The 26,070-nt window shown below is 62.5% G+C and carries 21 protein-coding genes; 5 read left to right on the forward strand and 16 right to left on the reverse strand.

Going from position 1 to position 26,070, the window contains the following annotated elements; translation table 11 throughout:
* The first annotated feature begins 36 nt into the window (after nucleotides 1-36).
* Nucleotides 37-1,812, forward strand: a complete 1,776-nt coding sequence (locus AC3D25_RS19470; protein ID WP_488890089.1) for a chloride channel protein — start codon at nucleotides 37-39, stop codon at nucleotides 1,810-1,812.
* A gap of 134 nt (nucleotides 1,813-1,946) precedes the next feature.
* Here AC3D25_RS19470 and AC3D25_RS19475 read toward each other — a convergent pair whose 3' ends face one another.
* The 9 genes from AC3D25_RS19475 to AC3D25_RS19515 form a co-directional block, all read right to left on the reverse strand.
* Nucleotides 1,947-2,918: an MBL fold metallo-hydrolase gene (locus AC3D25_RS19475; RefSeq protein ID WP_488890090.1), complete on the reverse strand. Its 972-nt coding sequence runs from the start codon at nucleotides 2,916-2,918 to the stop codon at nucleotides 1,947-1,949.
* Between the two features lie 10 nt (nucleotides 2,919-2,928).
* On the reverse strand, nucleotides 2,929-4,680 hold the full coding sequence (locus tag AC3D25_RS19480) for an FAD-dependent oxidoreductase (RefSeq protein ID WP_488890091.1): 1,752 nt from the start codon (nucleotides 4,678-4,680) through the stop codon (nucleotides 2,929-2,931).
* 49 nt (nucleotides 4,681-4,729) lie between these two features.
* Nucleotides 4,730-6,190, reverse strand: coding sequence for an alginate export family protein (locus AC3D25_RS19485; protein WP_488890092.1), 1,461 nt, complete (start codon nucleotides 6,188-6,190; stop codon nucleotides 4,730-4,732).
* The gene (locus AC3D25_RS19490) at nucleotides 6,180-7,130 is read right to left on the reverse strand and encodes a VOC family protein (RefSeq protein ID WP_488890093.1); all 951 of its coding nucleotides are present in this window, start codon (nucleotides 7,128-7,130) and stop codon (nucleotides 6,180-6,182) included. The genes AC3D25_RS19485 and AC3D25_RS19490 overlap by 11 nt, the downstream gene beginning before the upstream one ends.
* Nucleotides 7,131-7,177: 47 nt before the next feature.
* On the reverse strand, nucleotides 7,178-7,858 hold the full coding sequence (locus tag AC3D25_RS19495; RefSeq protein WP_488890094.1) for a YoaK family protein: 681 nt from the start codon (nucleotides 7,856-7,858) through the stop codon (nucleotides 7,178-7,180).
* A 37-nt stretch (nucleotides 7,859-7,895) separates the two neighbouring features.
* Complete coding sequence (locus AC3D25_RS19500; protein ID WP_488890095.1) at nucleotides 7,896-8,138, reverse strand: DUF1427 family protein; 243 nt, start codon at nucleotides 8,136-8,138, stop codon at nucleotides 7,896-7,898.
* Between the two features lie 42 nt (nucleotides 8,139-8,180).
* Entirely contained in the window at nucleotides 8,181-8,822 is a 642-nt protein-coding gene (locus tag AC3D25_RS19505; protein WP_488890096.1) for an HD domain-containing protein, read from the reverse strand.
* Nucleotides 8,823-8,873: 51 nt separating this feature from the next.
* Nucleotides 8,874-10,745 carry an amidohydrolase gene (locus AC3D25_RS19510; RefSeq protein WP_488890097.1) on the reverse strand — a complete coding sequence of 624 codons (1,872 nt, stop codon included), beginning with the start codon at nucleotides 10,743-10,745 and terminating at the stop codon, nucleotides 8,874-8,876.
* 127 nt (nucleotides 10,746-10,872) lie between these two features.
* Nucleotides 10,873-11,508, reverse strand: a complete 636-nt coding sequence (locus tag AC3D25_RS19515) for a hydrolase (RefSeq protein WP_488890098.1) — start codon at nucleotides 11,506-11,508, stop codon at nucleotides 10,873-10,875.
* A gap of 287 nt (nucleotides 11,509-11,795) precedes the next feature.
* Here AC3D25_RS19515 and AC3D25_RS19520 point away from each other — a divergent pair, with 287 nt between their 5' ends.
* The 4 genes from AC3D25_RS19520 to AC3D25_RS19535 all read left to right on the forward strand — a co-directional run bounded on the left by AC3D25_RS19520 (nucleotide 11,796) and on the right by AC3D25_RS19535 (nucleotide 17,907).
* Nucleotides 11,796-12,314: a Dps family protein gene (locus AC3D25_RS19520; RefSeq protein ID WP_488890099.1), complete on the forward strand. Its 519-nt coding sequence runs from the start codon at nucleotides 11,796-11,798 to the stop codon at nucleotides 12,312-12,314.
* A 381-nt stretch (nucleotides 12,315-12,695) separates the two neighbouring features.
* On the forward strand, nucleotides 12,696-13,517 hold the full coding sequence (locus AC3D25_RS19525) for an alpha/beta fold hydrolase (protein ID WP_488890475.1): 822 nt from the start codon (nucleotides 12,696-12,698) through the stop codon (nucleotides 13,515-13,517).
* A 278-nt stretch (nucleotides 13,518-13,795) separates the two neighbouring features.
* Nucleotides 13,796-14,710 (forward strand): AraC family transcriptional regulator, encoded by a 915-nt coding sequence (locus tag AC3D25_RS19530; RefSeq protein ID WP_488890100.1) that lies wholly within the window; start codon nucleotides 13,796-13,798, stop codon nucleotides 14,708-14,710.
* A 248-nt stretch (nucleotides 14,711-14,958) separates the two neighbouring features.
* Nucleotides 14,959-17,907, forward strand: coding sequence for an ATP-binding protein (locus AC3D25_RS19535; protein ID WP_488890101.1), 2,949 nt, complete (start codon nucleotides 14,959-14,961; stop codon nucleotides 17,905-17,907).
* A gap of 12 nt (nucleotides 17,908-17,919) precedes the next feature.
* Here the strand turns inward: AC3D25_RS19535 and AC3D25_RS19540 are convergent, their stop codons facing one another.
* From AC3D25_RS19540 to AC3D25_RS19570, 7 genes are all read right to left on the reverse strand, one after another.
* Nucleotides 17,920-19,239: a PQQ-dependent sugar dehydrogenase gene (locus AC3D25_RS19540; protein ID WP_488890102.1), complete on the reverse strand. Its 1,320-nt coding sequence runs from the start codon at nucleotides 19,237-19,239 to the stop codon at nucleotides 17,920-17,922.
* Nucleotides 19,232-19,675: a DUF2231 domain-containing protein gene (locus tag AC3D25_RS19545; RefSeq protein WP_488890103.1), complete on the reverse strand. Its 444-nt coding sequence runs from the start codon at nucleotides 19,673-19,675 to the stop codon at nucleotides 19,232-19,234. The genes AC3D25_RS19540 and AC3D25_RS19545 overlap by 8 nt, the downstream gene beginning before the upstream one ends.
* 25 nt (nucleotides 19,676-19,700) lie before the next feature.
* Nucleotides 19,701-19,901 (reverse strand): hypothetical protein, encoded by a 201-nt coding sequence (locus tag AC3D25_RS19550; protein WP_488890104.1) that lies wholly within the window; start codon nucleotides 19,899-19,901, stop codon nucleotides 19,701-19,703.
* A gap of 266 nt (nucleotides 19,902-20,167) precedes the next feature.
* Nucleotides 20,168-21,352 carry an amidohydrolase family protein gene (locus tag AC3D25_RS19555; protein WP_488890105.1) on the reverse strand — a complete coding sequence of 395 codons (1,185 nt, stop codon included), beginning with the start codon at nucleotides 21,350-21,352 and terminating at the stop codon, nucleotides 20,168-20,170.
* A gap of 153 nt (nucleotides 21,353-21,505) precedes the next feature.
* Nucleotides 21,506-23,080, reverse strand: a complete 1,575-nt coding sequence (locus tag AC3D25_RS19560; RefSeq protein WP_488890106.1) for an efflux transporter outer membrane subunit — start codon at nucleotides 23,078-23,080, stop codon at nucleotides 21,506-21,508.
* A gap of 1 nt (nucleotide 23,081) precedes the next feature.
* Nucleotides 23,082-24,653 (reverse strand): DHA2 family efflux MFS transporter permease subunit, encoded by a 1,572-nt coding sequence (locus AC3D25_RS19565; RefSeq protein ID WP_488890107.1) that lies wholly within the window; start codon nucleotides 24,651-24,653, stop codon nucleotides 23,082-23,084.
* Nucleotides 24,650-25,795 (reverse strand): HlyD family secretion protein, encoded by a 1,146-nt coding sequence (locus AC3D25_RS19570; protein ID WP_488890108.1) that lies wholly within the window; start codon nucleotides 25,793-25,795, stop codon nucleotides 24,650-24,652. The genes AC3D25_RS19565 and AC3D25_RS19570 overlap by 4 nt, the downstream gene beginning before the upstream one ends.
* Between the last annotated feature and the right edge of the window lie 275 nt (nucleotides 25,796-26,070).

Consider the following 26,070-nt stretch of genomic DNA (forward strand, 5'->3'; position numbering starts at 1 on the left):
GCTTGAAATCGACTATTGGCCGGACTCCGACCCACCATGAGCCATCGTTCCTCCCAACGCGACTTTGCCGTCAACGCCCGACTTCCGGGCATTTCCGCGCTTGCCGCCGTGATCGGCATTGCGGCGACGCTCGCCGCGTTCGTCCTGCTCTCGCTTATTCATCTGTTCACCAACCTCTTTTTCTTCAGCCGATTTTCGTTCGTCGACCGCTCGCCGGCGGACAACACGCTGGGTCTCTGGGTGATCGTCGTGCCGGTTATCGGCGGGCTCGTCGTCGGGTTGATGGCGCGCTTCGGCTCCGAGAAAATTCGCGGTCACGGTATTCCGGAAGCGATCGAAGCGATCCTGTTCGGCAAGAGCCGCATGTCGCCGAAAGTGGCCGTGCTGAAGCCGCTGTCGTCGGGAATCGTGATCGGAAGTGGCGGACCGTTCGGCGCGGAAGGTCCGATCATCATGACCGGCGGCGCACTCGGCTCGCTGATGGCGCAATGCGTCAAGGTCACTGCCGCCGAACGCAAGACGCTGCTCGTCGCCGGAGCGGCCGCTGGCATGACGGCGGTGTTCGGCACGCCCGTCGCCGCGCTGCTCCTCGCCGTCGAGTTGCTGCTATTCGAATGGCGGCCGCGCAGTTTCCTGCCGGTCGCGCTCGCGTGCGCGGTCGCCGGATTTGCGCGCGCCGCGATCTTCGGGCAAGGGCCGCTCTTTCCGCTCGTGACCGCAGCGCCAAGCGCGATGGCGCTCGGCTCGTGCATGATCGCCGGCCTGCTTTCCGGCGCGCTCGCGTCGGGTCTGTCGGCGGCGCTCTACAAGACCGAGGATCTTTTCGGCAAGCTGCCGATTCACTGGATGTGGTGGCCCGCGATCGGCGGGTTCGTGATCGGCATCGGCGGATTCATCGAGCCGCGTGCGCTCGGCGTCGGCTACGACGTGATCGGCGATTTGCTGCATCAGCACGTCGCGCTGCAGATCGCTGTAGCGATCCTCGCGGTGAAGGCGGTGATCTGGGTCGTGGCGCTCGGATCGGGCACCTCCGGCGGTGTGCTTGCGCCGCTTCTGATGTTGGGCGCGGGACTCGGCACCGTGCTCGCGCCGCTCTTGCCGGGCGGCGAGCCGGCGTTGTGGCCGCTCGTTTGCATGGCCGCGACGCTCGGCGCGACGCTGGGCGCGCCGCTTACCGCGATCGTCTTCGCCTTCGGTCTCACGCACGACGCCAACGCGCTCCTGCCGCTGCTTGCCGCGACGCTCGTCGCGCACGGCTTCACGACCGTCGTCATGCGGCGCTCGATCATGACGGAGAAGATTGCACGTCGCGGCTATCACATCTATCGCGAATACGGCGTCGATCCGCTGGAGCGGCATCACGTGGATGAGGTCATGTCGCATCCCGTGCAGACCATCGACGCGAGCCTCACCGTGCCCGATGCGCTGAAGGCGTTCTTCGGCGATGCGCAGGCGCATCGTGCGTATCCGGTCGTCAGCAACGGCGCGGTGATCGGGATGGTCGAGCGTGCAGTGCTCGCGCCGGATTCAGACTCGACTCTCGGCGGCGTGCTGCGCGGCGTCACGCCCGTCGTCGCTTTGCCGGGCGAAACCTGCCGCCTCGTCGCGACGCGGCTTGCGGTGCATGGGCTTGAACGGATGCCCGTGGTCGCGGACAAGGAAACGTTGCGGCTGGTCGGGATTGTGTCGCGCAGCGATCTGGTGAAGCCCTCGCTCGCTCACTTCGACGAGGAACACAAGCGCGAACGATTCCGGCGAATTCGCCTGGGCGGATCGAAGACGCGTTTTTCTCGCGCCAACCGCAGCGGCTGAAGGCATGACCGCGCAAGCCGCTTAACAAACCCACCGATTCAACACGGAGCGGTCGATCATGGAACGTTGCAGCGACGACAAGGCGACTGAGCAGAACGTATAGCGCTACAAACACGCTGACGCGGCAGCGTCCGTCAGCCGCCCGGCGCGCCCTCATAGTTCACCGGAACCCACTCATAAGCGCTGCCGTTCTTTCTGATATGCCCGAGACCGGGGAACGCGATATGCGCCGCGCCGACGAGGTAATGCTTGTCGGCGGCAAGACTCAACGCACAGCGGCGTGAGCGTCGGGCGTCGGCGGCGTCCGTGTCGTATTCGACTGACGCCTCTGGATTGCGCAACTGAATCGACGCGACGTGCACGATATCGCCCCAAACGAAAAGGTCCTTCGAATCGCTTTCCACGAGATACGCGCTGTGTCCCGGCGTATGTCCGGGCATCGCGGTCGCGTGGATGCCGGGTTCGAGTTCGACATCACCGTTGAACGGAACGAAGCGTTTCGCCGCGATATACGGCGCCAGCGCGGCGCTGGCGGCATCGAAGAACGTGCTTAGAAAAGCCGGAGCTTTCGACTTGTTAGCGGGATCCAGCCAGTAGTCGGCTTCTGTCTGGTTTGCCCGCACGACCGCGTTCGGAAACGCCATCGTCCCGTTCGACACCACACCGCCGACATGGTCCTTGTGCAAATGCGTGAGCAATACTTCGTCGATCTGCTCGGGCGCGTAACCCGCCGCGCGCAAATTGGCGAGCAGACGGCCGCAGCAGCTTCCATAGAGCACGCCCGCGCCCGAGTCGATCAGGATCAGCTTCGTGCCGGTATTGATGAGAAATGCGTTGATCGAACCCTGTACCGGTGCATGCAGAAAGTCGCGCTTAAGGTCCCGCGCGATTTCGGATTTCGGCACGCCCTCGACGACCGTATCGATAGGAAACGGGTGCGTGCCGTCGCTAAGCGCCGTGACCTCGAAGCCGCCGAGCATGATCCGGTAGAAGCCCGGCGCTTGCGCCTTGACCTGCGGCGCGGCCGCGAGCGTGAACGCAGGCCAGCCCGCCGCGACTGCGCAGAATATGCCTGCCTGTACCGCCCATTTACGCAAAATCGGCATCGCTGCTCCTTTACTTTTGACGCGTCTGAACGGACGTCAAACGCTGCCCCAGATACGCGTGGATCTGCCCGACCACCCCCGCGCCGTCGCCCACCGCGGCGGCGACGCGCTTAGCGCAGTCCGAACGCACGTCGCCCACGGCAAACATGCCCGGCACGCTGGTTTCCAGCGAATAGCGAATGACGGCTTCCGCCGATGCCTGCCCGCTGCGCGCAAAGCCGGTCACGACGAAGCCCCGGTTATCGAGTTCGACGCTGCACGATGCGAGCCAGTCTGTCTTCGGATCCGCGCCGATAAAGAGGAACAGATGCCGCGTTTCAAGCACTTCGCCGCGGCCCGCCGCTTCGTTACCCTCGTCACCTTCGTGCCGGATATGAACATGCGTCAACCCGGCTTCGTCGCCTTCGAGCGAGCGTAGCGTACAGCGCGTGCAGAGCGAAATGTTCGGCAACGAGCCGATCCGGTCGATCAGATACTTCGACATGCTCGCGGTGAGGTCCGCGCCGCGAATCAACACGCGAATGCTGCGCGCGAAATTGGCGAGGAACACAATGGCCTGCCCCGCGGAATTGCCGCCGCCGACCAGCACGATGTCCTGCCCTTTCACAAGTTTCGCTTCGATCGTCGATGCCCAATAGTAAATCCCTCGTCCCTCGAAGCGCTCGAAGCCATCGACGGACGGCTTGCGATAGGCCGCACCGCTCGCGACAACCACGGTGCGCGCGCTGACGCGCTGGCCGTCGGAAAGTGTCAGCAGGAAGATGCCGTCGTGCCGGCTCACCTCCGTGACACCGCCGGGAATCGCCAGATGCGCGCCGAATTTCAAGGCCTGCTGGAAGGCGCGCGCCGCGAGAGCGTGGCCGGAAATGCCCGTCGGAAAGCCGAGATAGTTTTCGATTCGCGAACTCGCGCCCGCCTGTCCGCCCGGCGCGCGCTGATCGAAGACGGCAACGGACAGCCCTTCGGTCGCGGCATAGACGGACGCTGCCAACCCCGACGGGCCCGCGCCGACGATCGCGACGTCGTACACATGCGACGGTTCGAAAGTGGGCACGAGCCCGAGACAAGATGCCAGTCGAACCTCGTCCGGCGCGCGTAACACGTGACCGTTCGGGCAAAACACGAGCGGGAAATCGTCCGGTCCCGTGGTCATGCCGCTAAGCAGCGTGATCGCCTCGGGGTCGCTGCGCGCGTCGATCACCATCGCCGGATAAGCATTGCGGCGCAAAAATCCTTGCAGACTGACGAGCTTCGGATCGTCGCCGTTGCCGACGATGATCGGCCCGAGTCCCTGTTCGATCAGCCCGAGCCGCCGCAGGATCAACGCGCGCATGATCTGCTCGCCGAGTTGCGCATCGGCGACAATCAGCGCGCGCAACCGGTCCGGTTCGATCACGAGCGTCTCGACATCGGTCAGCGCCACGCCGTCGATCAAAGCGGGCTTGCCCGAAAGCTGAGCCATCTCGGCCATGAAATGGCCGTCGTCGTGCTCGGTGATGAGCGTCGAGCGGCCGAAGCTGTCACGCGAATGAATGCGCACACGGCCATGCAGCAGGACGAAGAGGCCGAGCGCGACCCGCCCCGTTTCGAAGATCAACTCGCCTGCCTTGAACGACATCGGCCTAGCGAAACGCCGCAGGCTTGCAATTTCAGCCAGCGACAAACGCGGAAACATCTGGTGCTGACGAAATTCGAGCGACGAGTACGGAACGTCGAGTTCGGACGGCTCGGTATCATCGGTGGTTAGATTGAACGAACTCATGGTTTTCGGCCTCGTCTAAAAACGTTGCGACGGATTCAGTAGACATTGTCTACCATCCGAACTTCAGTTCGGCACCGACGTAGTCGGCATTGCGCGCGCCGAGTTCGCGCAGCGACGAACCGACCTGGAAATGCACCGCCTCAAGCGCGGCGGCCAGGTTCGCGGCAACTGCCCAATCCGCGCGAAGCTGCGTGTAGAAACCCGTCCAGCGCCCGCCACGCCCAGCCGTGCCGGGCACGACCGACGAGCCTTGGCCGTACACGGCGTCTTGCGTCGTTTCACGCCACTGAAGGCCGACACCCGCCAGGAGCGTCAACTTGCTGGTCGGCTTGAGCACGAGCGTCGGCTTGACGTGAATCAGGTTCGTGTAGCCCGTATAGCCCGCAAGCGCGAAGTAATAGCCGTTGGGAAAGAGCGGATTGAACGTGCCGATCCGGCCATCGCCCGGATGGCTGTCGCCCGAGGCCGCATCCACTTGAAGGCCGAACCGGGGCGTCCATGGCACGCCGGTCAGCGTGTAACCCGCGAGCGAACCGACGGCCCACGCGCCGATGGTCTTGTTGCCGACGTGGCCCGCCTGATACATCGCTTCGACATCCCAGTCGATGCGCTCCGCCTTGCCCGCATAGCGCATGTCGAACACGTCGCGATGTTCGTCGCCGGTCGCGTCGAGAAAGCGGGCGTTGCTGCGGTTGTAGCGTGAGTAATACGCCGACAGGTCGCCTGGACCCACGCCCTGACGCTCCACGCGCACGCCGCTGAAGGTTACGCCGCGATTGGACACGTCGTCGAAATCCGAGTTGTCGCGGTACTGCACCGGCTGCGTCCCGTAGGCGATCCAGCGCCACGGTCCGGTTTCGTAGTCGGCCCAGATCGCATCGAACGCCTGCCGCACGTTCGGACCGTCGCGCACGGAGACGAAGCGTTGCAAGTCGAACGCCATCTCCTGCCGTCCGACGCGGAACTTGAACGTGCCCGGGCCGAGCGGCTCGGTGATCGCGACGAAAGCCTGGCGCAAATCGAGCGGGTTTTTATCGACGGGGGACACGGTGTCCTTGCCGAACGGCCGCGCATCCTCGAACTGCGTAAAGACCTGAACATGAGGACCGAGACGGACGTCCGCGTGAACTTCGAGGCGCTGCAGGAAGTAAGTGTCGTCGCGGCCGGAGCCTAGCCCGAACAGCGGCGCGTCGTTGATTTCGAGTCGTTCCCGCAGCACCGCGCCAAGCGAAATGTAGGCGTCCGGATTGCCCGACAGCGGGATATACTTGAGCGAATCGAATGGCCGCTTCGGGACGCACGGATCCGCCAGCGCCGACCAGTTTTCCTGCCAGCGATTGAACATCACGACGGGCCGCGCGCACGACTTGGCGCTGCTGGAAGACGTGGCCGTATCGTCGGCGCTGCCGAGCGCGGTGTCGGCAGCCGACGCGGGCAGCGAGGCAGCGAGCGTTGTGCCGATCAGCAATGCACCCGTGACTGCACGACCCACGAAGGCCTTAACGACCATCGTGAATTTCGGCGATATAGCCACCCGGGAATTCGACCACGGCGGTCTTGCCCGCGCCACTATCGTAAGCCGGATAAAGCACCTTCGCGCCGGCCGTCTGGGCGCGTTCGAGCGTCTGACTGAGATCGTCCACGCCGTAGCCGGTCGTCTCGCGGCCGAACGGGAACGGCAGCTTGCCATCCGTGACGAATACCACCATGCGGCCGAAGCCCGACTGGATACGAATCACGCGGATCGTCTCACCGGGCCGCCCGATCACGCCCGCGTCCGCATGCATGTTGTCCGACACGATCTTGCCATGCGAAAAATGCAGCCAGCGGCGCACGAAATTGTTCGCCTCGTAGCGCGAAACGTACACGCGGTTGTCCGGCACGCTATGAAGCGGCGCGTAGTTCGGTGCCTTCGTATGCCAGTAGAGTTGCATCGTGAGACCGCCCGGCCACTGGATGATCGCGTCCTTGCCGATCGGATCGTCGAACGAATCCACGAGCACGTCTGCGCCCGAAGCGCGCGCGGCCTTCGTCGCCTGATCGATATCGGTCACCAGATAACCGGTTCGCTCAGCGCCGAACGGATACGGCACCGGCGTCTCGAAACCGAAGACGGAAAGCATGCCGACCGGCGTCTGCACGTATTGCGAGGCCGTCTTGCTCGGCGTGGGCGTCACCGTGAACACGGCGCGCGGCGACGCCTTGCCGCCGAACGTCGCGAGGAAACTCGCGACGAACGCATCGAGATCGGACGACGCGACATACACGTGCGTGGTGTCGTACTGTGGCCCCACCGACACATCCGGCCGCTTGGCGGCAAGCGCCGCCGCGCCCAGCGGAATCTCCGACGGACCGGTATCGGCGAACGTGGCGGCAAACGGCGTCAGTCCGATCAGAATAGCGGCCGACAGCAGGCCGATACGGCGAAACGCAAATTGCGACTTGAGCATTTGACTACCTTCGTTTTTGAGCAGTGTTTGAAGAAGCAGCGAGGTCGTTAGCGGTTGTCGGTGGCCCTTGCCTGCCATGCGAGAAGCAGCAAGATCGCCACCGGCAATATGATCGCGAAAAATGAAATGCGCAGGTACGCGAACGCGCCGAGGATCGCGCCCACGGCAAATCCGGACATCGGCGCGAGCGTCGCCCTGAGGCGCTCGCGCACTTGCTGCCCGTGCCCGCCCGCCGGTCCGCGATGAATCAACTCCACGGTATCGAGCACGATCTGCGTGACGTTACCGGTCATCACCGTATTCGGCAGTCCCGGGGTTTGCAGTAATTTGCCGCGCGCGTTCTGCACGCCCATCGCGAACGCACCCAGCACGCCGCAGACGAGCACCATCGAAGCAGTCGAATCCGCGATGGGCCTCGCCAGCAATCCGGTGACGAGAAAAGCGACCAGCAGCACCGACTGCAGAAAATAGAGCACGCTCGCGGCATGCGGCAAGTGGTCCCGCTCGATCAGCTTGAAGACCACGCTGCTCGACGCGATACCCAGGATAAACGCCGGAAAGGCCAGCAGTTTCAGCAAGACGCCTTGCCCCACGCCGGCGACTTCCGCCCCGATCAAGACGAAATTCCCCGTCACGTGTGCAGTAAAAAGGCCGAAGAGTGCGATGAATCCCACGGTATCGACATAGCCCGCGATAAATCCGAGTAGCGTGTCATCGTACTTTTTCATGGCGATGTCGCTCGTCGCGAAATGGGTTTCGGCAGCATCAGCCGCCCTCCTTCGTTGCGACGGGTTTAGCCGTATCGGCGCGGCTTGCGGCTGCGGTCGTGACCACAGCCGACGACTGCGCGAACCATTGCGCCTTGACGACCGGAATCGCGTGTTCGCCCAGCACCATTCCGAGCAGTCCCGCGAGCGCGATCAGCGGTGGCGCGGGCGACTGCACTTTCAGCAGCCAATAGAGAAGTCCGACCGCGAAGCCGACTCCGAGTGAAATGACGTATCCCATGCTCGATGTCCTTGTGTTTGATATTACGTTCGATCAGTTCGATCAGGTCGGCCAGTCGGATCCGAGCACCAGTCCGCAGAAATTCAGCCGCTTGAAAGCCGGGTCCCATCGATCCAGCACGTCGGCGTTCAACGTGCCGAAGGTCGTCTCGGGACGATGCTCCATGCCGCGCGCATAGGCTTCGAGAAGCTTCTTCTTGAAGCCGCATTCGCGCGGATACGCCTGCACGATCGCGTCGCGCTGCGTTGCCGTGAATTCGTCGTAGCGCGCGCCTCGCACATCCATCTGCACGCCCGCGCTGACCAGCGCGACGAGCGGCGGACGATGCTCGGGAATGCCCGGCGTCGTGTGCAGCGCAATCGCTTCCCACACTTCGTCGATCGCTTTTTCCGGCGCGCCGTGCTGCCGCAGGAAATCGCGTGCGGCGTTCGCACCGTCCACTTCGAATCGATACGGCGAGCGATCGTGCTGCACATCGAGACCCGCGTTATGAAACATCGCGCCGACGTATAGCAGTTCCGCGTCGAACGTCAGCTTGTCGCGATACCCGGTCAGCGCACCGAACAGGAACGACCGGATCGCGTGACGGAACAGCAGCGCGGACGCCGACCGGCGGATTTGATCGGCCGCCGCCTGCGCCATCGCACCGTCCGGAATCTCGACTCCTGCAATGGTTTTCTTCATGTCATGTTCTCTGTGACTGACCACGTCCCCCACCGCCATGCTGAAACCGCATCAGAACGCGAAGCAGCTACATCCGAGCGCGCCCCAGAAGCCGTTCGAATCGCTGACGGGCACGTTCTTGCGCCACGCCCAGCCGTGCGCGTGCGCGTGCACCCCGCAGAGATTCGCGCAGCCGTCCGCGCACGCGACAGCGGGAGCCGGCTTATAGCGGCTGTAACCACCGAACTCCGCAACCGGCGACCATGACGGGCTGACCGGCAGGTCGGGCGGCGCGAGCGGCGCGAATTCCTCGTCGGCGTAGACGATCTTGCCCCCCACTACCGTCATCACGGACGTGAGGTACTTGATGCGGCTTTCATCGACGGTGAAATAGTCCTCGCTCAGCACCGCGAAATCCGCGAACTGGCCGGGCACGAGTGCGCCCTTCTTCTCCTCTTCGTTCGAGAACCACGCGCTTCCCACGGTGTAGCGGCGCAGCGCCTCCATGCGGTCGAGACGGTTCGCGCTCGAATACATCGCGGTGCCGCCTACGGTCTTGCCCGACACCATCCAGTACAGCGAGACGAACGGGTTGAAACTCGCGACCCGCGTCGCATCCGTTCCCGCGCCCACAGGCAGTCCGGCTTCGAGCATGTGGCGGATCGGCGGCGTCTTCCGGACGGCGTCTTCGCCATAGCGCTGAATGAAATATTCGCCCTGATACGCCATGCGATGCTGGATCGCGATGCCGCCGCCAAGTGCGCGCACGCGCTCGATATTGCGTTGCGTGATGGTCTCGCAGTGATCGAAGAACCAGCGCAGCCCGTTGAAGGGGATTTCTGCATTGACGCGCTCGAACACGTTCAGAAAACGCTCGATGGATTCGTCATACGTAGCGTGCAAACGGAACGGCCAGCGATTCGCGACCAGCAGCTTCACGACCGCTTCGAGTTCCGCTTCCAGCGTGTCCGGCAAATCGGGACGCGGCTCCAGGAAGTCCTCGAAGTCGGCTGCCGAAAACACCAGCATCTCGCCCGCGCCGTTGACGCGCAGGAAGTCGTCGCCCTCGCCGGGCTTCGTCATCTTGACCCACTTGGCGAAATCCTCGATCTCCTTTTTCGCGTTTTGCGTGAAGAGGTTGTACGCAATCCGCACCGTCAATTCGTTGCGCTTCGCCATGTCCATGACGACGGCGTAGTCGTCTGGATAGGCCTGATAGCCGCCGCCCGCGTCGATTGCGCTCGTCACGCCTAGCCGGTTCAGTTCACGCATGAAGTGCCGCGTGGAATTGCGCTGATCTTCCGGCGCGAGCTTCGGACCCTTAGCGAGCGTGGCGTACAAAAGCCCCGCGTTCGGCCGCGCGATCAACATGCCTGTGGGATTGCCGCGCTTGTCGCGCTGGATCTCGCCGCCGGGCGGATTGGGCGTGTCCTTCGTATAGCCGACAGCACGCAGCGCTGCCGCGTTCAACAACGCGCTGTCGTAGAGATGCAGGATGAAAACCGGCGTGTCCGGCGCGATTGCGTTGATTTCGTCGAGCGTCGGGCCGCGCCGCTCGGCAAACTGGAATTCGTTCCAGCCGCCGATCACGCGCACCCACTGTGGCGCCGGCGTGCGTTCGACTTGGCGGCGCAGCATGGCAAGCGCGTCGGCGAGCGACGGTACGCCGTCCCAACGCAGTTCCATGTTGAAATTGAGGCCGCCGCGAATCACGTGCAGATGCGAATCGTTGAGACCGGGAATGACCGTGCGCCCTTCGAGGTCGACGTGGCGTGTGCCGTCCTTCACGTGACGCATGATGGCTTCGCGCGAGCCTGCCGCGATAATGCGGCCGTTCGCCACCGCAAGTGCGTCGGCAAACGAACGCTTGTCGTCCTGTGTGGCGATCTTGCCGTTGTAGAAAACGACGTCTGCTCGCGTCAGCTCGGGGCTACTGGAATTCATGGCGATCCTCGTCGGGAGCGCTTCGCGTTTTGCATGCGCGAAGCGGATCACGGGAAGCGCGCTGCGGCGACTTCCCGTACGGCATTTAAAAGGCGGATGAAGTTGGTTAGCGCTTGAGAACGCCGGATCAGCCCGCTTCGCTCGCGTGTTCGCCGAGGATCGACTTGGCGTAGCGCACGCCGATGCCATAGGCGCTATGCGCCTTGAGAATGTCCATGCAACCTTCGTAGGTCTCGCTGCGCGCCCAGTCGCGCTGCAGTTCGAACATGTACTGGAACGAGGTCATCGGCACCGCGCCGGCCTGAATGATCCGTTGCACCGCGCGCTCATGCGCTTCGGTCGTGACGTCGCCGCACGCGTCGGTGGGCACGTAGATTTCGTAGCCTTCGGCAATCATCTGGATGGTCGGAAACGACACGCACACTTCCGTCCAGAGACCCGCCAATACGATTTTCTTGCGACCGGTCGCTTCAATAGCGCGCCGGAAATTCGCGTCTTCCCACGAGTTCATCGACGTGCGGTCGATCGGCGCGTACTCGGGAAATACCGATTGCACCTCCGGCACCATGTCGCCGCTGAACGACTTGGCGGCGACGGTCGTGAGGATGGTCGGCACCTTGAAAAGCTTCGACGCCTTGGCGACGGCCTGCACGTTATGCAGGATCGTGGTGCGCTCGTGCGATGTGGTGCCGAAAAACATCTGCGGCTGATAGTCGATGAGCGCCACGGCGCAAGTTTCCGGCGTCAACAATTCTTTGGGCATTACGGGCTCCGTCTGGAATGGACATGGCAGTCTGGACAGACTTGCCGCGCTCGCTCGGTCGGCGAGAAAAACTGGAGCCCAGTCTATCGGCGGCCTCTCATGAAGTCCTGAGGCGCGGACTTAATCGTTATTAAAAGAATTAAGGGAATGTGCGCGGCGCTGTCACATTAAATGCGCTAAGAATTATTAATATTTTCCAAAGGACTTTATTCGCGCGTCTTGCCTACACTGGCGCTCGCCGAACTCAGCAACTTTTCGCTCAGCAACTTTTCGTCAAAGGACTCACCATGAAAGATGCCGTCAAGGCCGCGGCCCACCGCGCGTCGCCGCTGAAAACGCCGACCAGCCTTTCGGAAGACGCGACGCGCGACATCGCCGCCGCGTTGACCACGCTGCTCGCCGACGTGTTCGCCATTTATCTGAAGACCAAGAATTTTCACTGGCACATGTCGGGTCCGTATTTTCGCGACTACCACCTGCTGCTCGACGATCAATCGGACCAGATCTTCGCAACGACCGACCCGATCGCGGAACGCGCGCGCAAGCTCGGCGGCAAGACGCTGCGTTCGACCGGCCAGATCACGAAACTGCAGCGCATCCTCGACAACGACGCGGACTTCGTGACGCCCGCCGACATGCTCGCCGAATTGCGCGAGGACAATCTCGCGCTTGCCGGCTACATGCGCGAAACACATTCGCTATGCGACGAATACGGCGACGTCGCGACGGCAAGCCTGCTCGAAAACTGGATCGACGAGGCCGAGCAGCGTGTGTGGTTCCTGTTCGAATCGGGACGCCTTGGCTGACCTTGCTTCGCCGACGCTCATCTAGCCCATTCGTAATATCCCGCGCTTGAGCGTTAAGAATATTTAAGCATTCTGAAGTTCAATCCACGCACGCAAACCTTAGGATGGGCGCCTGCGATGCTGCATGCGCCGGGCGTCGGGCGCCGGGCGTCGTCGCGAACTCACCACTTCAAACGTTACGAGACCGGAGAAATAAACTTGGCAATTCACTCGGATACCCCATCGGCGAATCGCCGGCAGCTTCTAGTTGCGGGCGCGGGCGCAGCCGGCGCGGCAGTCGCCGCGTTTGCCGTGCCGAACATCGCGCTGGCGGCGGCTGCCGCCAGCGGCAACGCGCCCACGGGCAAACAATCCCATTCACATCACGGAGAGCGACACACCATGAACACGGTAACGGTCAAAGACGGCACGCGGATCTTCTTCAAGGACTGGGGCACCGGCAAGCCGGTCGTCTTCTCGCACGGCTGGCCGCTCGACGCCGACGCATGGGACGCGCAAATGCTGTTTCTGGTGCAGAAGGGCTATCGCGTGATCGCGCACGACCGGCGCGGTCATGGCCGCTCGGACCAGCCGTCGAACGGTAACGACATGGACACCTACGCGGACGATCTGGCCGCCGTGATCGAGGCGCTCGATCTGAAGGAAGCGACGCTCGTCGGTCATTCGACCGGCGGCGGCGAGGTGGCGCATTACATCGGCCGTCATGGCACCTCGCGCGTGGCGAAGGCGGTGTTGATCGGCGCGGTGCCGCCGTTGATGCTCAAGACCGAGGGCAATCCGAACGGGCTTCCGATGTCGGTATTCGACGGCATTCGCGCTGGTGTCGCGGCGAATCGCTCGCAGTTCTACAAGGATCTCGCGGTGCCGTTCTACGGTTTCAACCGGCCCGACGCAAAAATCTCGCAAGGCACGATCGACGAATTCTGGCGCGAAGGCATGCTCGGTTCGATCAAGGGCCACTATGAATGCATCAAGCAGTTCTCCGAGGTGGACTACACGGCGGACCTGAAAAAGATCGACGTACCCACGCTGATCCTTCACGGTGACGACGACCAGATCGTGCCGATCGACGACTCCGCGCGCATGTCGGTCAAGCTCGTGAAGAACGCGACGCTCAAGGTATATCCGGGCGCACCGCACGGCATGTGTACGACGCAGGCGGACAAGGTCAACGCCGATCTCCTCGAGTTCCTGCAGAGCTGATGTTCTAGTGTTGCGGCGCGCCGCCCGGCGCGCCGCGTGACGTTTCGCCCCGCCTTTTTTCGCGCGCCATCCGGCGCCGCCAAACCTCTTTCCGCCTCGCCTTTGCCGACCGTCCGTTCGGGCAATAACTTCCAATCGGTGGACCCTCCGCGAGAATCTCCACTCGAATGTGGAAATTCCGGGGATGATTAGTCCATAATGATAAATACTTTTATTTACCATTTCGGCTAGATTAATCTCTCGGGTGACTGTAGCGCGACGAACTGAGGTTACCAATCATGTTTAACGATACAGAGACTTGCCATCCCCTGATTTCAAGACCGAAAGACTCGCTCGGTTGTCTTTCGAATCGTTTATATAAAGACCTCGAACTGGATACGCGGGAATTCACGTTCTATCGAAAATGCACGCGCGGCGATGAAACAAGCGCGGTACTCACGCCCGCGTCCGACCGCGGATTTCTCGTCGGCGTTTCGTTGCGAAGCGGACACCGACGCCGGATTTATTCCGGGATCCGCTCGGCATCGCACGACTTCGAGAAAGATTCTGTCTACGTCCGCAATTTCGCCGACGACTACCGCGCCGAACTGCAGGGCGGATTCGACTTCGTCCTGGTGGAACTGTCGCGCGCATTCATCACGAACGCGTGCTACGAGCGTGGCGGAACGAACCTCAGCGGGTTTTCCGCGCTACCCGGCCGCAAGGACCCGATTCTCGGTCATCTCGCGCACGTTCTCGCGCACACGCTCGAGCGCAAGAGCGAAGCCAGCGCGCTGTTCGTCGAGCAGCTCGGCGTCACGATCGGGACACATTTGATCGATCAATATGGCAGCGCATCGGCGCAATCGAACAAAAAGGACCGGCGGCTTTCGGCCCTGCACGAATCGCGCGCGAAGGAAATGCTGCTCGCGAAGTCCGATGGCAACGTATCGATCGAGGCGATCGCGAACGCCTGCAATCTGTCGCGCAGTTATTTCATCCGCGCGTTTCGCGAGACGACGGACCGCACGCCGCATCAGTGGCAACTGGAACGCCGTATCGAGCGCGCGCGCGATCTGCTCAGACATTCGGACGCGTCGCTCGCGGAAATCGCCACGGCGTGCGGATTCGCCGACCAAAGCCACTTCACGCGCACCTTTTCCCAATTGGTGGGCGTGCCGCCTGGCGCATGGCGCAGACAGATCAGCGCTTGAGCGCCGGCCGGATCGAAGCTTGCCGGCAATTCGTTCACGCGAGCCTCTCAAACGCATGGACTTTCATACAAAGCATCGCACTTACGTGCAAGACGCGCGTCGCCGATTAAGCTAATTTCTACCCTGCCGGCATTGGGCGGCTAGAGGCGGCTTCGAACACGCGCGAACGTTGTCCTCGTGCCGATTGCCAATCATTCGGCCGCATCGGCTCACCCTTCCTTCACGCGTTGCCCTGAACTGAAAGCGACATGATCCAACTAGGCCGCTTCCAACTCGATCTGGAGATGCGCACCTTGCGGCACGGCGACGAGCCCGTGCATCTCGGCTCGCGCGCATTCGACATTCTGGCCGTGGTCGCCTCGGCGGGCGGCCGTCTCGTCACGAAAGACGAATTGATGAACGCGGTGTGGCCGGAAACGATCGTCGAAGAAAACAATATTCAGGTTCATCTGTCCGCGTTGCGCAAGATTCTCGGCCCGGATCGCGATCTGATTCTCACCGTTCCCGGCCGCGGCTATCAGCTTTTGCAACGCCGGCCGAAACCGGCGCCGGAAGAATCGAGTGCGCGCATGATCGCGGGACGGCGTCTGCCGCCGCCGAAGCCGGACCTCGTCGGACGCGACGCGGCGCTCGCGCAGATCCGCGCTATGCTCGACAAGACGCACGTGCTGACGTTAGTCGGCGCGGGCGGCATAGGCAAGACCAGTCTCGCAATCGAAGCCGCGCGCCATGCGGCGGAGGACTTCGCCGAGCCGGTCTGCTTCGTCGAACTGGCCGCGCTGACGACCCGCGAGACCGTGCTCGCCGCGATCGCCGAAGGCTGCGGGCTGCTTGATGCAACTGGCGCGGTGAGCGCGTTGGAGATCGCCGCTGCGCTCACGCATTCGCGCCGGCTGCTGCTGCTCGATAACGCCGAGCAGGTGATCGGCGAAGTGGCCGCGATTGTCGAAACGCTCGCCGCCGGCAACGCTGCGCTGCGGATTCTCGTGACCAGCCGCGAGCCGCTGCGCATCATGCCTGAGGCAATATTCCGGGTTGATCCGCTAGACGTGCCGCCGCCGCATTCCACCGACGCCGAAATTTTGCAGCGCTCGGCGGTCAGTCTGTTCCTCCTGCGCGCGACCTCATTGCAGGCGCAGGCGGAAGGCAAGCCGGAAGGGAGCGCCGAGATCCGGCTCGTGAGCGAGATTTGTCGAAGGCTCGACGGCATTCCGCTTGCAATCGAACTGGCAGCGGCGCGCGTCGGCGCGCTCGGCGTGGAAGGCGTGTACCGGCGGCTGGACGACCGCATGGCGATTCTCGCGGGCGGCTATCGCACCGCGCTGCCGCGTCATCAGACCTTGCGCGCGACGTTCGACTGGAGCTTCGCCATGCTCGACGCGGACAGCCAGCGTTTGTTCCGGCGGCTCGCGACCTTTGGCGGTCTCTTCACGTTCGAGGCCATGTGCGCGGTCTCGTGCGACGCCGAGCTGACCGTAGGTCACGCGATCAGCAACATCAGCGAACTGGTCGCGAAGTCGCTCGTGAACGTCGAGTTCGACGGACCGGTGGCGAAGTATCGGCTGCTCGAATCGACGCGTGCATATGCGTCGGAAAAGCTGCAAGCCGAGGGCGAAAAGCAGAAAATCGCCTCACGCCATGCGCGATATCTGTCTACCTGTTTTCTCACTCGCTCCGGTGAGCAGGGCCGCTCGGAAAGCGACCATTCGCCCGATCTCCAGCAGACACTCGACGACGCACGCAGCGCGTTCGACTGGGCGTTTTCCGTCGATGGCGATCTGCGCCTGGGCGTCGAACTCGCATCGAATCTGGTCGGCGCGCTGCTCGAATCGGGGATGATCGAAGAGTGTTGCGCGCGGGCCTCGCGTGCGCTCGAAGCGGTCGAAAGTCTGCCCGCACGCTCGGTCGATGCCGCCAGCGAAATGCGCGTGCGCGCGGCGCTAGCGTCGGCGTTACCGTACGTTTGCGGGCCGGTCGCGAGGTCCGAGGCACTCTGGCGCGACGTAGAAACGCTCGCGACCGAAGGCGGCGACTACGCGTTTAAGGCGCGCGCTTTGTGGGGCCTGTGGAACACGATGATATCCAGCGGCAATATCGACGAATCGATGAAATACGCCGCACGTTTCGAGCAACTGGTACACGCGCACGGCACGCCGTGGCAACAGGTCCTCGCCGGTCAGCTCAACGCGATTTCGCTGCATTGCAGGGGCGAGCACGCGCAGGCGAAGAAAGGTTTGCTCAGCGCCATTCAGCGCTTCACCCGGCTCGAAGGCGAGGCACAGCGCTGCGGCCGTTTCGCCGTGGATCCGCTGGTGTTCTGCAACGGCACGCTCGCACGGATCGTATGGTTGCAGGGCGATCACGAAGAAGCGATGGCCATTGTGGACAGGCTCGTCAATCTCGTGCGTCCGGAGACCATCGAGCCGTCGCTGACGCATCTGCTCGGCGCGACCGCCGCGCCGCTCGCGCTCATGTCCGGCGATCTGCAACTCGGCGCGCGCTATCTGGAGATCATGCGTTCACAAGCCGCGTTTCATCGCTTCGACATCTGGCGCGACTACTGCGACTGTCTCACGGGCTACGGCGAGTTCGTCGCTGGCCGCGCGGCTCGGGCGCTTCCGCTATTGGAAGCGTCGATCGAAGCGCTGCTCGCGCGCGGTTTCCGGCGCTTGATCGCACCGTTTATCGTGGCGTGCGCCGAGGCGCTCGTCGAAACCGGACGGCTCGCGGATGCATCGAGGCATCTGGACGACGCGCTGGCGTTTTGTCAAAGCAACGGCGAGTTGCTTTTTCTTCCCGAAGTGTGGCGCGGGCTCGCGCTCGTGGCACAAGCGCAAGCGCTTGCTCACGCGCGGTCGAGCCACGCGTATCGCGAGAAGCACGCCGACGCGATTCGACACTGCAGGAACGCCATCGACCTGTCCCGCGCCCAAGGCGCAAGGATGTGGGAACTGCGCGCATCGATAGTGCTCGCGCGTCTCCTGCACGCCGACGGGCAATCGGAAGACGCGGCCGAACTGCTCGAAACGTTCGTCGTTCATTTCGATCCCGCTTCCCCCTTTCTCGATAGCCGCGCGTTGTTTGCGCTACTAGGCGAACTGCGCGACCGCCCCGATGCGCGCCCCGCTCGCGTCACGTTCGAAAGACCCAAGCGCGGCCTGTATAGCTTCAGTCGACTCAGTCAGGACCTGCATTAAAGCAGGACACGTCTAGCCGCCCGATTTAGTCACGCGCCATACGGTATTGCCGACGTCGTCGGCAATGAGCAGCGCGCCGTCACGGTCCTGTGCGAGCCCGACCGGCGCTCCGTGCAATTCCTTTTCGTCGCCCGAAGCGAAGCCCGTGACGACCGGTTGCGGAGCGCCGACAGGCTTGCCGTTCTCGAAGGCAACATACGCGACCGCATAACCGCTAAGAGGCGAACGGTCCCAGCTTCCATGCTCGCCGACAAATGCTCCGCCGTGGTATTGCGGCGGAAGATTGCTGCCGGTGTAGAACAGCAGCCCGAGCGGCGCGACGTGCGAGCCGATCGCGTAATCCGGCGGGATCGCCTTCGCGACCAGATCGGGGCGTTGCGGTTGCGCACGCGGGTCCACGTGCTGACCGTAGTAGCTGTACGGCCAGCCATAGAAGGCGCCTTCCTTCACGAAGGTCAGATAATCCGGGACGAGGTCTGCGCCGATCTCATCGCGTTCATTCGCTACGGCCCAAAGACGTCCCGTTTTCGGTTCCCATTGCAGCCCGGTCGGGTTGCGAATTCCGGCGGCATAGATCCGGCTACCTCCCGTCGCGATATCGACCTCCAGCACATTTGCGCGCCGGTATTCGACGTCGAGACCGTTCTCGCCGACATTGCTATTCGAGCCGACACCGACATACAGCTTCTTGCCGTCGGCGCTCGCGAGCAAAGCCTTGGTCCAATGATGATTGATCGTGTCGGGCAAATCGGTGAGCTCTACGCCGGGCGCGGAAATACTCTTGTCACCGGACCGATACGGAAACTTGAGAATGGCATCCGTATCGGCGACATAGAGCGTGTCCCCGACGAGTTGCATACCGAACGGCGAGTGCAGGTGGTCGATGAATACGCTTTTATCCCACTGGCCGCTACCGTCGGTGCGCTTTCGCAGCAGCGTGATGCGATTCGCGCCCTCCGCTTTCTTGCCGGAGCGCGCTTCCACTAAGCCGGCGATTAGCTGCTTGGGCGTCGTCACCGCCTCCTTGTTCGGGCTGTTCGATTCGGCCACGAGAACGTCGCCGTTCGGCAAGCTATACACCTGACGCGGATGGACGAGACCGGACGCCATCTTTTCAATCTTCAGCCCGTCGGCCACTTTCGGGGCTTCGCCTTCGCGCCACCCGACAAACTTCGGCACTTGCATCGGCGGCGCAAGAAAACTGCGCGCCTCGGGCAGCGGCGGATTAGCGCCGGCCTGATGCTGGTCGTCGTAGCTTGCCCGCTCGTTGCATCCGCTCGCGAGCACAGCGAACGCGATTGCAATGACGCTGCTGATGAGAGTCTTATTCACGAACAGCCTCCTTCGAACCGAACGCGTGCAGCGCCACGACGAAATGCCCGATACCCAGCAACGCGACCGTGACAACGGACAGGATCACGTTTTGCGGGACCATCGCGTAGGCGTCGCGGCTGTGGACAAACGCGTTGAAGATCGCAGCGACGATGCCCAATGCGTTCAGCCAGAAATCGAGTCTTGCGCCGCTTCCCGCCGACCTTCTTGGCGGGATCCAGACCTGAACGAGATTGATCAAGCGCGGAATGATTGCGAACAGCAGTCCGGTGGTAATCAGCCATGCCGCGCCTTTTCCCCAGAAAACGTTTCGGGAGGTCGCGTAAGTGATGTCGAAAATCAGCGCCGCGACGAAGAAGCCATAGGGGATCGGATTCAAAACATCGAAGACCGCCGAGGCGATTTTCGATCGATGGACCGGTTTGACTGAGGGCATATAAAAGTCCTTTGCGGAAGAAACTTCACGCGCCGCGCGATATTGGCGAAATGGCAAGAACCGCAGGTCGATTCAGGGCCACGATTGCGGATCGCCCTTTGGAGGCGTGAATGCGTCCACCAGGCACGCTCATGCTGTCGTTACCCGCTTTATGCGCTTTCTCGCACCCTGCGACGCCAAACACCAGCGGAGCAACGGCGAATAAAAGGAGCGCGAACCGTTTCATGGAATCCTCCGCGATGCGTCCGTCGAGATTGCGAGGCGTCTCTCGGCGCCCTTAAGCGCTAGTAGCGCGGCATATCTTCTTAGCAGTCGCCGTACCTGACGTTTATCCGACAGCGTCGATACCGGACGCATACAGTCAGCGGCCCTCACGCTTCGCTTCGTTGCAATGGGCGATTGCGCTTCGGCTTTGACTAGGCACTTGCAATGCCTACAACGGAGTTATCGAGGCCGCGCCATATCGACGCCTAGCCACGGCTTGAGACGTCCCTAAACCAACACGCCGTTCCGCGCCACGATGCGTCCTTGCGACACGACGAGCTTGCGCACCGGCCGAGCAACCACCGCCTCTGCGGGAGTCTGCGTATCGACGAGCACGAGATCCGCGCGATGCCCGGTATCCAACCCGTATTCCTCGAAACCGCAGCCGCGCGCCGCGCTGTACGTCACGCAATCGAGGGCGATCTCAAGTTCGTCGTCGCGCCGGAATTCGTTGCGCAAGCCGATCAGCATCGCGCGTTCGAGCATATCGGGCGTGCCGTAGGGCGTCCATGTATCGCGTATCCCGTCATTGCCGCCGATCACCGTGACGCCCGCCGCGCGGCAGGCCACGACGGACGGCACCGCGACCGACGCCGGCGCGGTCGTCATCACCGCGACATCGAGTTCGGCCATGCGCGCGAGCAGCGCATCGCGTTCGCGGTCTTCGAGATCGCCGAGGCAAAATGCGTGGCTGATCACCACCTTTCCCTTCATTCCCAGCGCTGCCGTACGCTGGAGGATCAGGTCGAGCGAATACGCGCCCATCGTCGAGCGCTCGTGGAGGTGAATGTCGAGACCGCAGCCGTGACGGTCGGCGAGTCCGAAAAGCAGATCGAGCGCGTTCACCGCATCGCGCTCGATCGCACAGGGATCCAGCCCGCCGAGCACGTCGGCTCCGGCACGCAGCGCGTCGGCGAGCAGTACGTCAGTCCCCGGCCGATTCAACACGCCCGATTGCGGAAACGCGACGATTTGAATCTCCATCTGCCCGCGCAATTTCTCGCGCGTCGCGACGACGCCGTGCAAATGCCGGAGGCCGGCGTCGGTGTCGATATCCACGTGCGTGCGCAAGCGCGTCGTGCCCGCAGCCAGGAACGCCCGCGCTAATACGAGCGACTGCGCAGCGGCATCGTGACCGGACGTCGCGCGCCAGCGCCGCTCGTTTTCGATGCGGTCGATCAAGCGCGGCGCGACTTCGTTGCGATACCACGGCAACCCCCAGTGCGTCTTGTCCAGATGCGTATGCCCCTCGACCAGTCCTGGCAGCAACAGCATGCCCGCACCATCTTCGACGATGCAGCCGCTGCTCGCCGCGATGTTCGGATTCATTCGGCCGATACGGCCATCCGTCACCAGGACATCCAGCGAGTTACCCGCGCCCGCGCGCACGTTGCGAATCAGCAGTTCGTTCATCTCGGAGTTTTAGTCGATTGAATGGGGCTTCCCTACGGCGTGCCCGATCTAACGATCATACCAATCGACAGTCGAGCGCATGCACTCACCGCGACCACAGAATCGCAATGACATTACAGCGTTCGCAGCTAAGCAAAACCTCAAGCGCCGCGCTCAACAATTTCCCGTCGGACCGCCCGTGCAGGTGAGCGCCGTCGCGCTGGCTGAATCGTCTTCCCAGCCGCCTCCCAGCGCCTTATAAAGTGCGACCAGATCCGTCGTGACATCCACCGTGCTCTGCGCGAGTTGCTGCCGCGTCTGAGCAAGCTGGCGCTCTGCATCGAGCACGGTAATGAAGCTCGTGATTCCCTTGCGATAACTGTCGGTCGCGAGATTGAGATTCGTGCGGTTCGCCTCGACAGTCCGCTGGAGCGCTTCGCGCCGGTCTTGCTCCGTTCGATAAACGACCAGCGCGTTATCCACGTCGCGCAGCGCGACAAGCACCGTCTGGCGATACTGCAAGCCGGCTTGCTGCGCCTGAGCCTTCGCAATACGGACATTTGCCCGTAACGCACCGCCCTCGAAAATGGGCAATGAGATGCTCGGCCCGATCGACCAGAAAAGGCTCGACCAATGTGTCAGATAGCGCGCGCTCGTCGCACGCGTGCCGATCTGCCCGGTCAGCGATACATCCGGATACAGCTGGGCGACCGAGACGCCCACTTCGGCGGTCGCCGCGTGCAGTTGCGCCTCGGCGCGGCGAATGTCGGGACGGCGGCGCGCGAGTGTCGAAGGAAGTCCGACAGGAACATCAGGCGGCACTGGCGGAACCACGCCGGCGTTCGCGCCGCCAAGCTCGGCGTCGAGCGTCCCCGGCGGGTTGCCTGTCAAAAGCGCGAGCGCGTTCAGCGATTGAACGATCTGCGCGTCGAACTGCGGGAGTTGCGCCTGAAGCGAACCAAGCTGCGCAGTGGCGCTCTGTACGTCGGTCTGGCTCGTGAGGCCGACGCGCGCTTGTTCACGAGTCAGATCGAGAATCTTTTGCTCGTCGTCGATTTCAGCAAGCGTGATCTGTTTGAGCAATTGCGCCCCGCGAAGCCGTGCGTATGTCTGCGCGACTTCCGCTTCGAGCGAGACCAGCGCGTCGTTGCGATTTTCTATCTCGGCCTGCGTCTGCGCGTTCGCCGATTCCACCGAGCGCCGGACACGTCCAAAGAGATCCAGCTCCCACGATGCATCGAAGCCGTCTTGCCATATCGTGACGGGTCCGCTCAGAGTATCGAGCGCCTGACGCGCCGTATCCGCCGACGTGCCGAGCGCGCCGACCCGATCGTACACACCCGCCGATTGCAACAGCCCCTTGATGCCCAGGTCCTCGCGCGTCTCCTTCGCGCTTGCGCCGATTTGCGGAAGACCTTGCGCACCCGCCGAAACCACTTGCTGACGCGCCGCGACGATCCTCAGCACCGCGCCCTGCAAGTCGAGATTCCCTGCCACGGCACGATCGATCAACGAATCGAGCGTGGCATCGTGAAACTGGCGCCACCAATGCGGATCGGGATCGGATGACGGATTGGACACCGAAGGCATGCTCGCGTGCGGCACGCGCATATCGTCGGGCGGATTCAGCACGCGTTCCGTATCGCTCCATTTTTCAGGAGCCTTCGCATCCGGCGGCGAGAAGTCAGGTCCGACGGCGCACGCGCCAAGCGTGGTCGAAATAATTATCGAAATGAGCAGGCGGCGCATGTCAGTGTCCCCCCGCCCCGCCCGCCGCCTTGACGGGCGAGAAGAAAAATGCGACCGGCACGAACAGGAACGCGAAGATCGCGCAGGCAAGAAACACATCCAGATACGCCATGATGGTGGCTTGCGAAACGAGCGTCGTATACATCTGCCCGGTCGCGGCCGTCATGGCCTGACTCATGGTCTGGCCGGAATCCATCAGCGTGCGCGCGATGCGCTGCACGCTGTCGTTATAGGCCTGGTTCAGCGGTGTCAAATGTTCGACCATGTGCGCCATGTTGGCTTGCGTCCGCTCTCGAATCAGCGCGGTGGAAACCGAAATTCCAATCGATCCCGCCACGTTACGGAACATCGTGAAGAGCGCGGAGGCGTCGTTGTTGAGCGACTTGGGCAGCGACAGATACGCGAGCGTCGTCACCGGCACGAACAAAAAACCGATGGCGGCCGACTGCGCGCTTCGCATGCGCGTGAGCGTGCCGTAGTCGATGTTGGGTACCAGCCGGTGCGAATAAAGCAGCGCGCAGCCCATCAACACAAAGCCGAACGCCACCAGAAAGCGTGTTTGAATGATCGGCATCAGCTTGCTGACAACCGGTATGAGCGCCACGATAAGCAGCGCCCCCGGCGACAGCACCAGCCCGGCAAGCGTCGCCGTATAGCCGAGTTGTTGTTGCGCCAACTGCGGAATGAGGACGGCGCTGCCATAGAGAATCGAAGCGAAGCCGACGATCGAAACGGATCCGAGCGCGAAGTTGCGATCCTTCAAGACGCGCAAATCGACCACGGGCTTCTTGGCATAGAGCAGCCAGAACGTCGCGCCAACAATCCCGACCGCCGCGAGCACCGCAAACGCCACGATGAAACCGGACGAGAACCAGTCGTCGTCCTCGCCGCGATCGAGGAAAACCTGAAGGCAGCCGAGCCCGATCGCGATCAAACCGATGCCGATGAAATCCATTCCAAGTTCCTTGCGGTCCTTAACCTTCTCCCACGGCGGATCTTCGACGAACTGCATTACCGCGAAGCTCGTCAGAACCCCCACTGGCACATTCAGCAAGAACACCCAGCGCCACGTGAAGTTGTCGGTGATCCAGCCGCCGAGCGTTGGCCCCAACACCGGCGCGACGACGATAGCCACGGCTGAAATGGAAAACGCGCGGCCGCGCTGCTCGGGCGGGAAGGTGTCGAGAATGATCGACTGCTGGCTCGGTTGCAGTCCGCCGCCAAAAAAGCCCTGCAAAATGCGGAACAGAATGAGTTGCCAGAGATCGCTGGCAATTCCGCAAAGGAACGAGCAAACGGTGAACGCGATAATGCAGATGAGGAAATAGCGCTTGCGTCCCAGCAGTTTCGAGAAATAGGCCGAGAGCGGCAGCACGATGCCGTTAGCGACGAGATACGACGTCAGTGTCCATGTCGCCTCGTCGTAGCTTGCGGACATCGTGCCCGAAATATGGGGAAGCGCCACATTGACGATGGTCGTATCGAGCACCTCCATGAACGCTGCAAGCGTCACGACAATCGCGATCAGCCAGGGGTTCGATTTCGGCTTCCAGTTCGCGTGTTCGTCGCTCATTTCAGATACACCTTCGGCACCACGGAAATGCCCAGAGGCAGTGGCCGATCCGGGTTGAGACCGTCGTCGATCACGATTTTCACCGGCACACGCTGCACGATCTTGACGAAGTTGCCCGTCGCATTCTCGGCGGGAAATGCGGAGAACCGTGAGCCGCTGCCGAGTTGCACGCTGTCCACGTGGCCGTGCAATTTGAGATCGGGGTAGGCATCCACTTCCACATCGACCTTGTCGCCCGTTCGCATGCGGTCGAGTTGCGACTCCTTGAAGTTGGCGGTGACCCAGACGTGCGTGGTTACAAGCGTGAAGATCGACGATCCTGCCTGGAGGAAGGACCCGTATTGCACATTTCGCTTCGTGACCCAACCGTCGGCGGGCGCGCGCAGTTCGGTGTACGCGAGGTTCAGTTGCGCCGCCTCGACCTGCGCCTCGGCTTGATGAACCTGCTCGCGACGCTCTTCGACCGTCGCTTGCGCCTGTGCGATCTGTTGCGGAACGAGACTCGCGGTCTTCACTTGCGCTTGCGCCTGCGCGACGCTCGCGGCGGCACTCTTCTGCTGCGCGGTCGCGGTGTCGATGTTTTGCTGCGAGGTCGCGCGCACGTCCACGCTTTGCTGGCGCTCGAATGCGGCGCGCGCCTGCGCAAGGGTCGCCTGCGCGGACTGTTGCTGCGCCTTCGCCTGCTGAAGTTGCGCGGGAAACTGCACGCGCGCAACGTCCAGTTGCACCTCGGCAGCATGCAATTGCGCGCGGGCCAGACCGAGTTGCGCGGTCGCCTGACTGAGTTGGGCCTGATAGTCGCGCGGATCGATTTTTATCAGCAGGTCGCCCTTATGGACAAAAAGATTGTCTCCGACGTTGAGCGTCACCACATAACCCGAGACCTTCGGCGCGATCGTGACAGCGTCGCCATCGGTGTAGGCGTCGTCGGTGCTGACTTGATTGCGCGTCGCGAACCACCAGCCACATGCACCGATTGCAAGCAATACGACGATCACGCCGAGAATGATCAGCGGCTTTTTTCCCGGCCCTTTTCGCCCTTCATCCTTGCCGTCTTTTTTCTCTTCAGCCTTGTCCTCGCCGTCTTTTTTATCGTCGCGGTCGCCGTCGCGTTCTTTGTCGGAATCGTTTTGATCTGGCATCGATAAGCTCTCAATGAAGGAACTCGCCGGGCCCGGCGACCACCACAGGTCGGTTTCGCGAAGAAGGATTGCCCGTGGAAGACCGAAAAATGTGCCGCGGCAAAACGTCTGCGTTTAGCAATTCGTGTGCCGCGTTGCAGCTAAGCGCGTGTCGGCGCGACGAAACGCGAGCGGCTTGAAAATTGCTCGCGCGAGTCGGAACAGCGTGATGAAGTCTTTTGGATGCGAACAGCGAGCGCCGCGTGCATGCACGTTTCACGTGTTCCTGAAACATC

This window comes from Caballeronia sp. SL1002 (assembly GCF_057814995.1).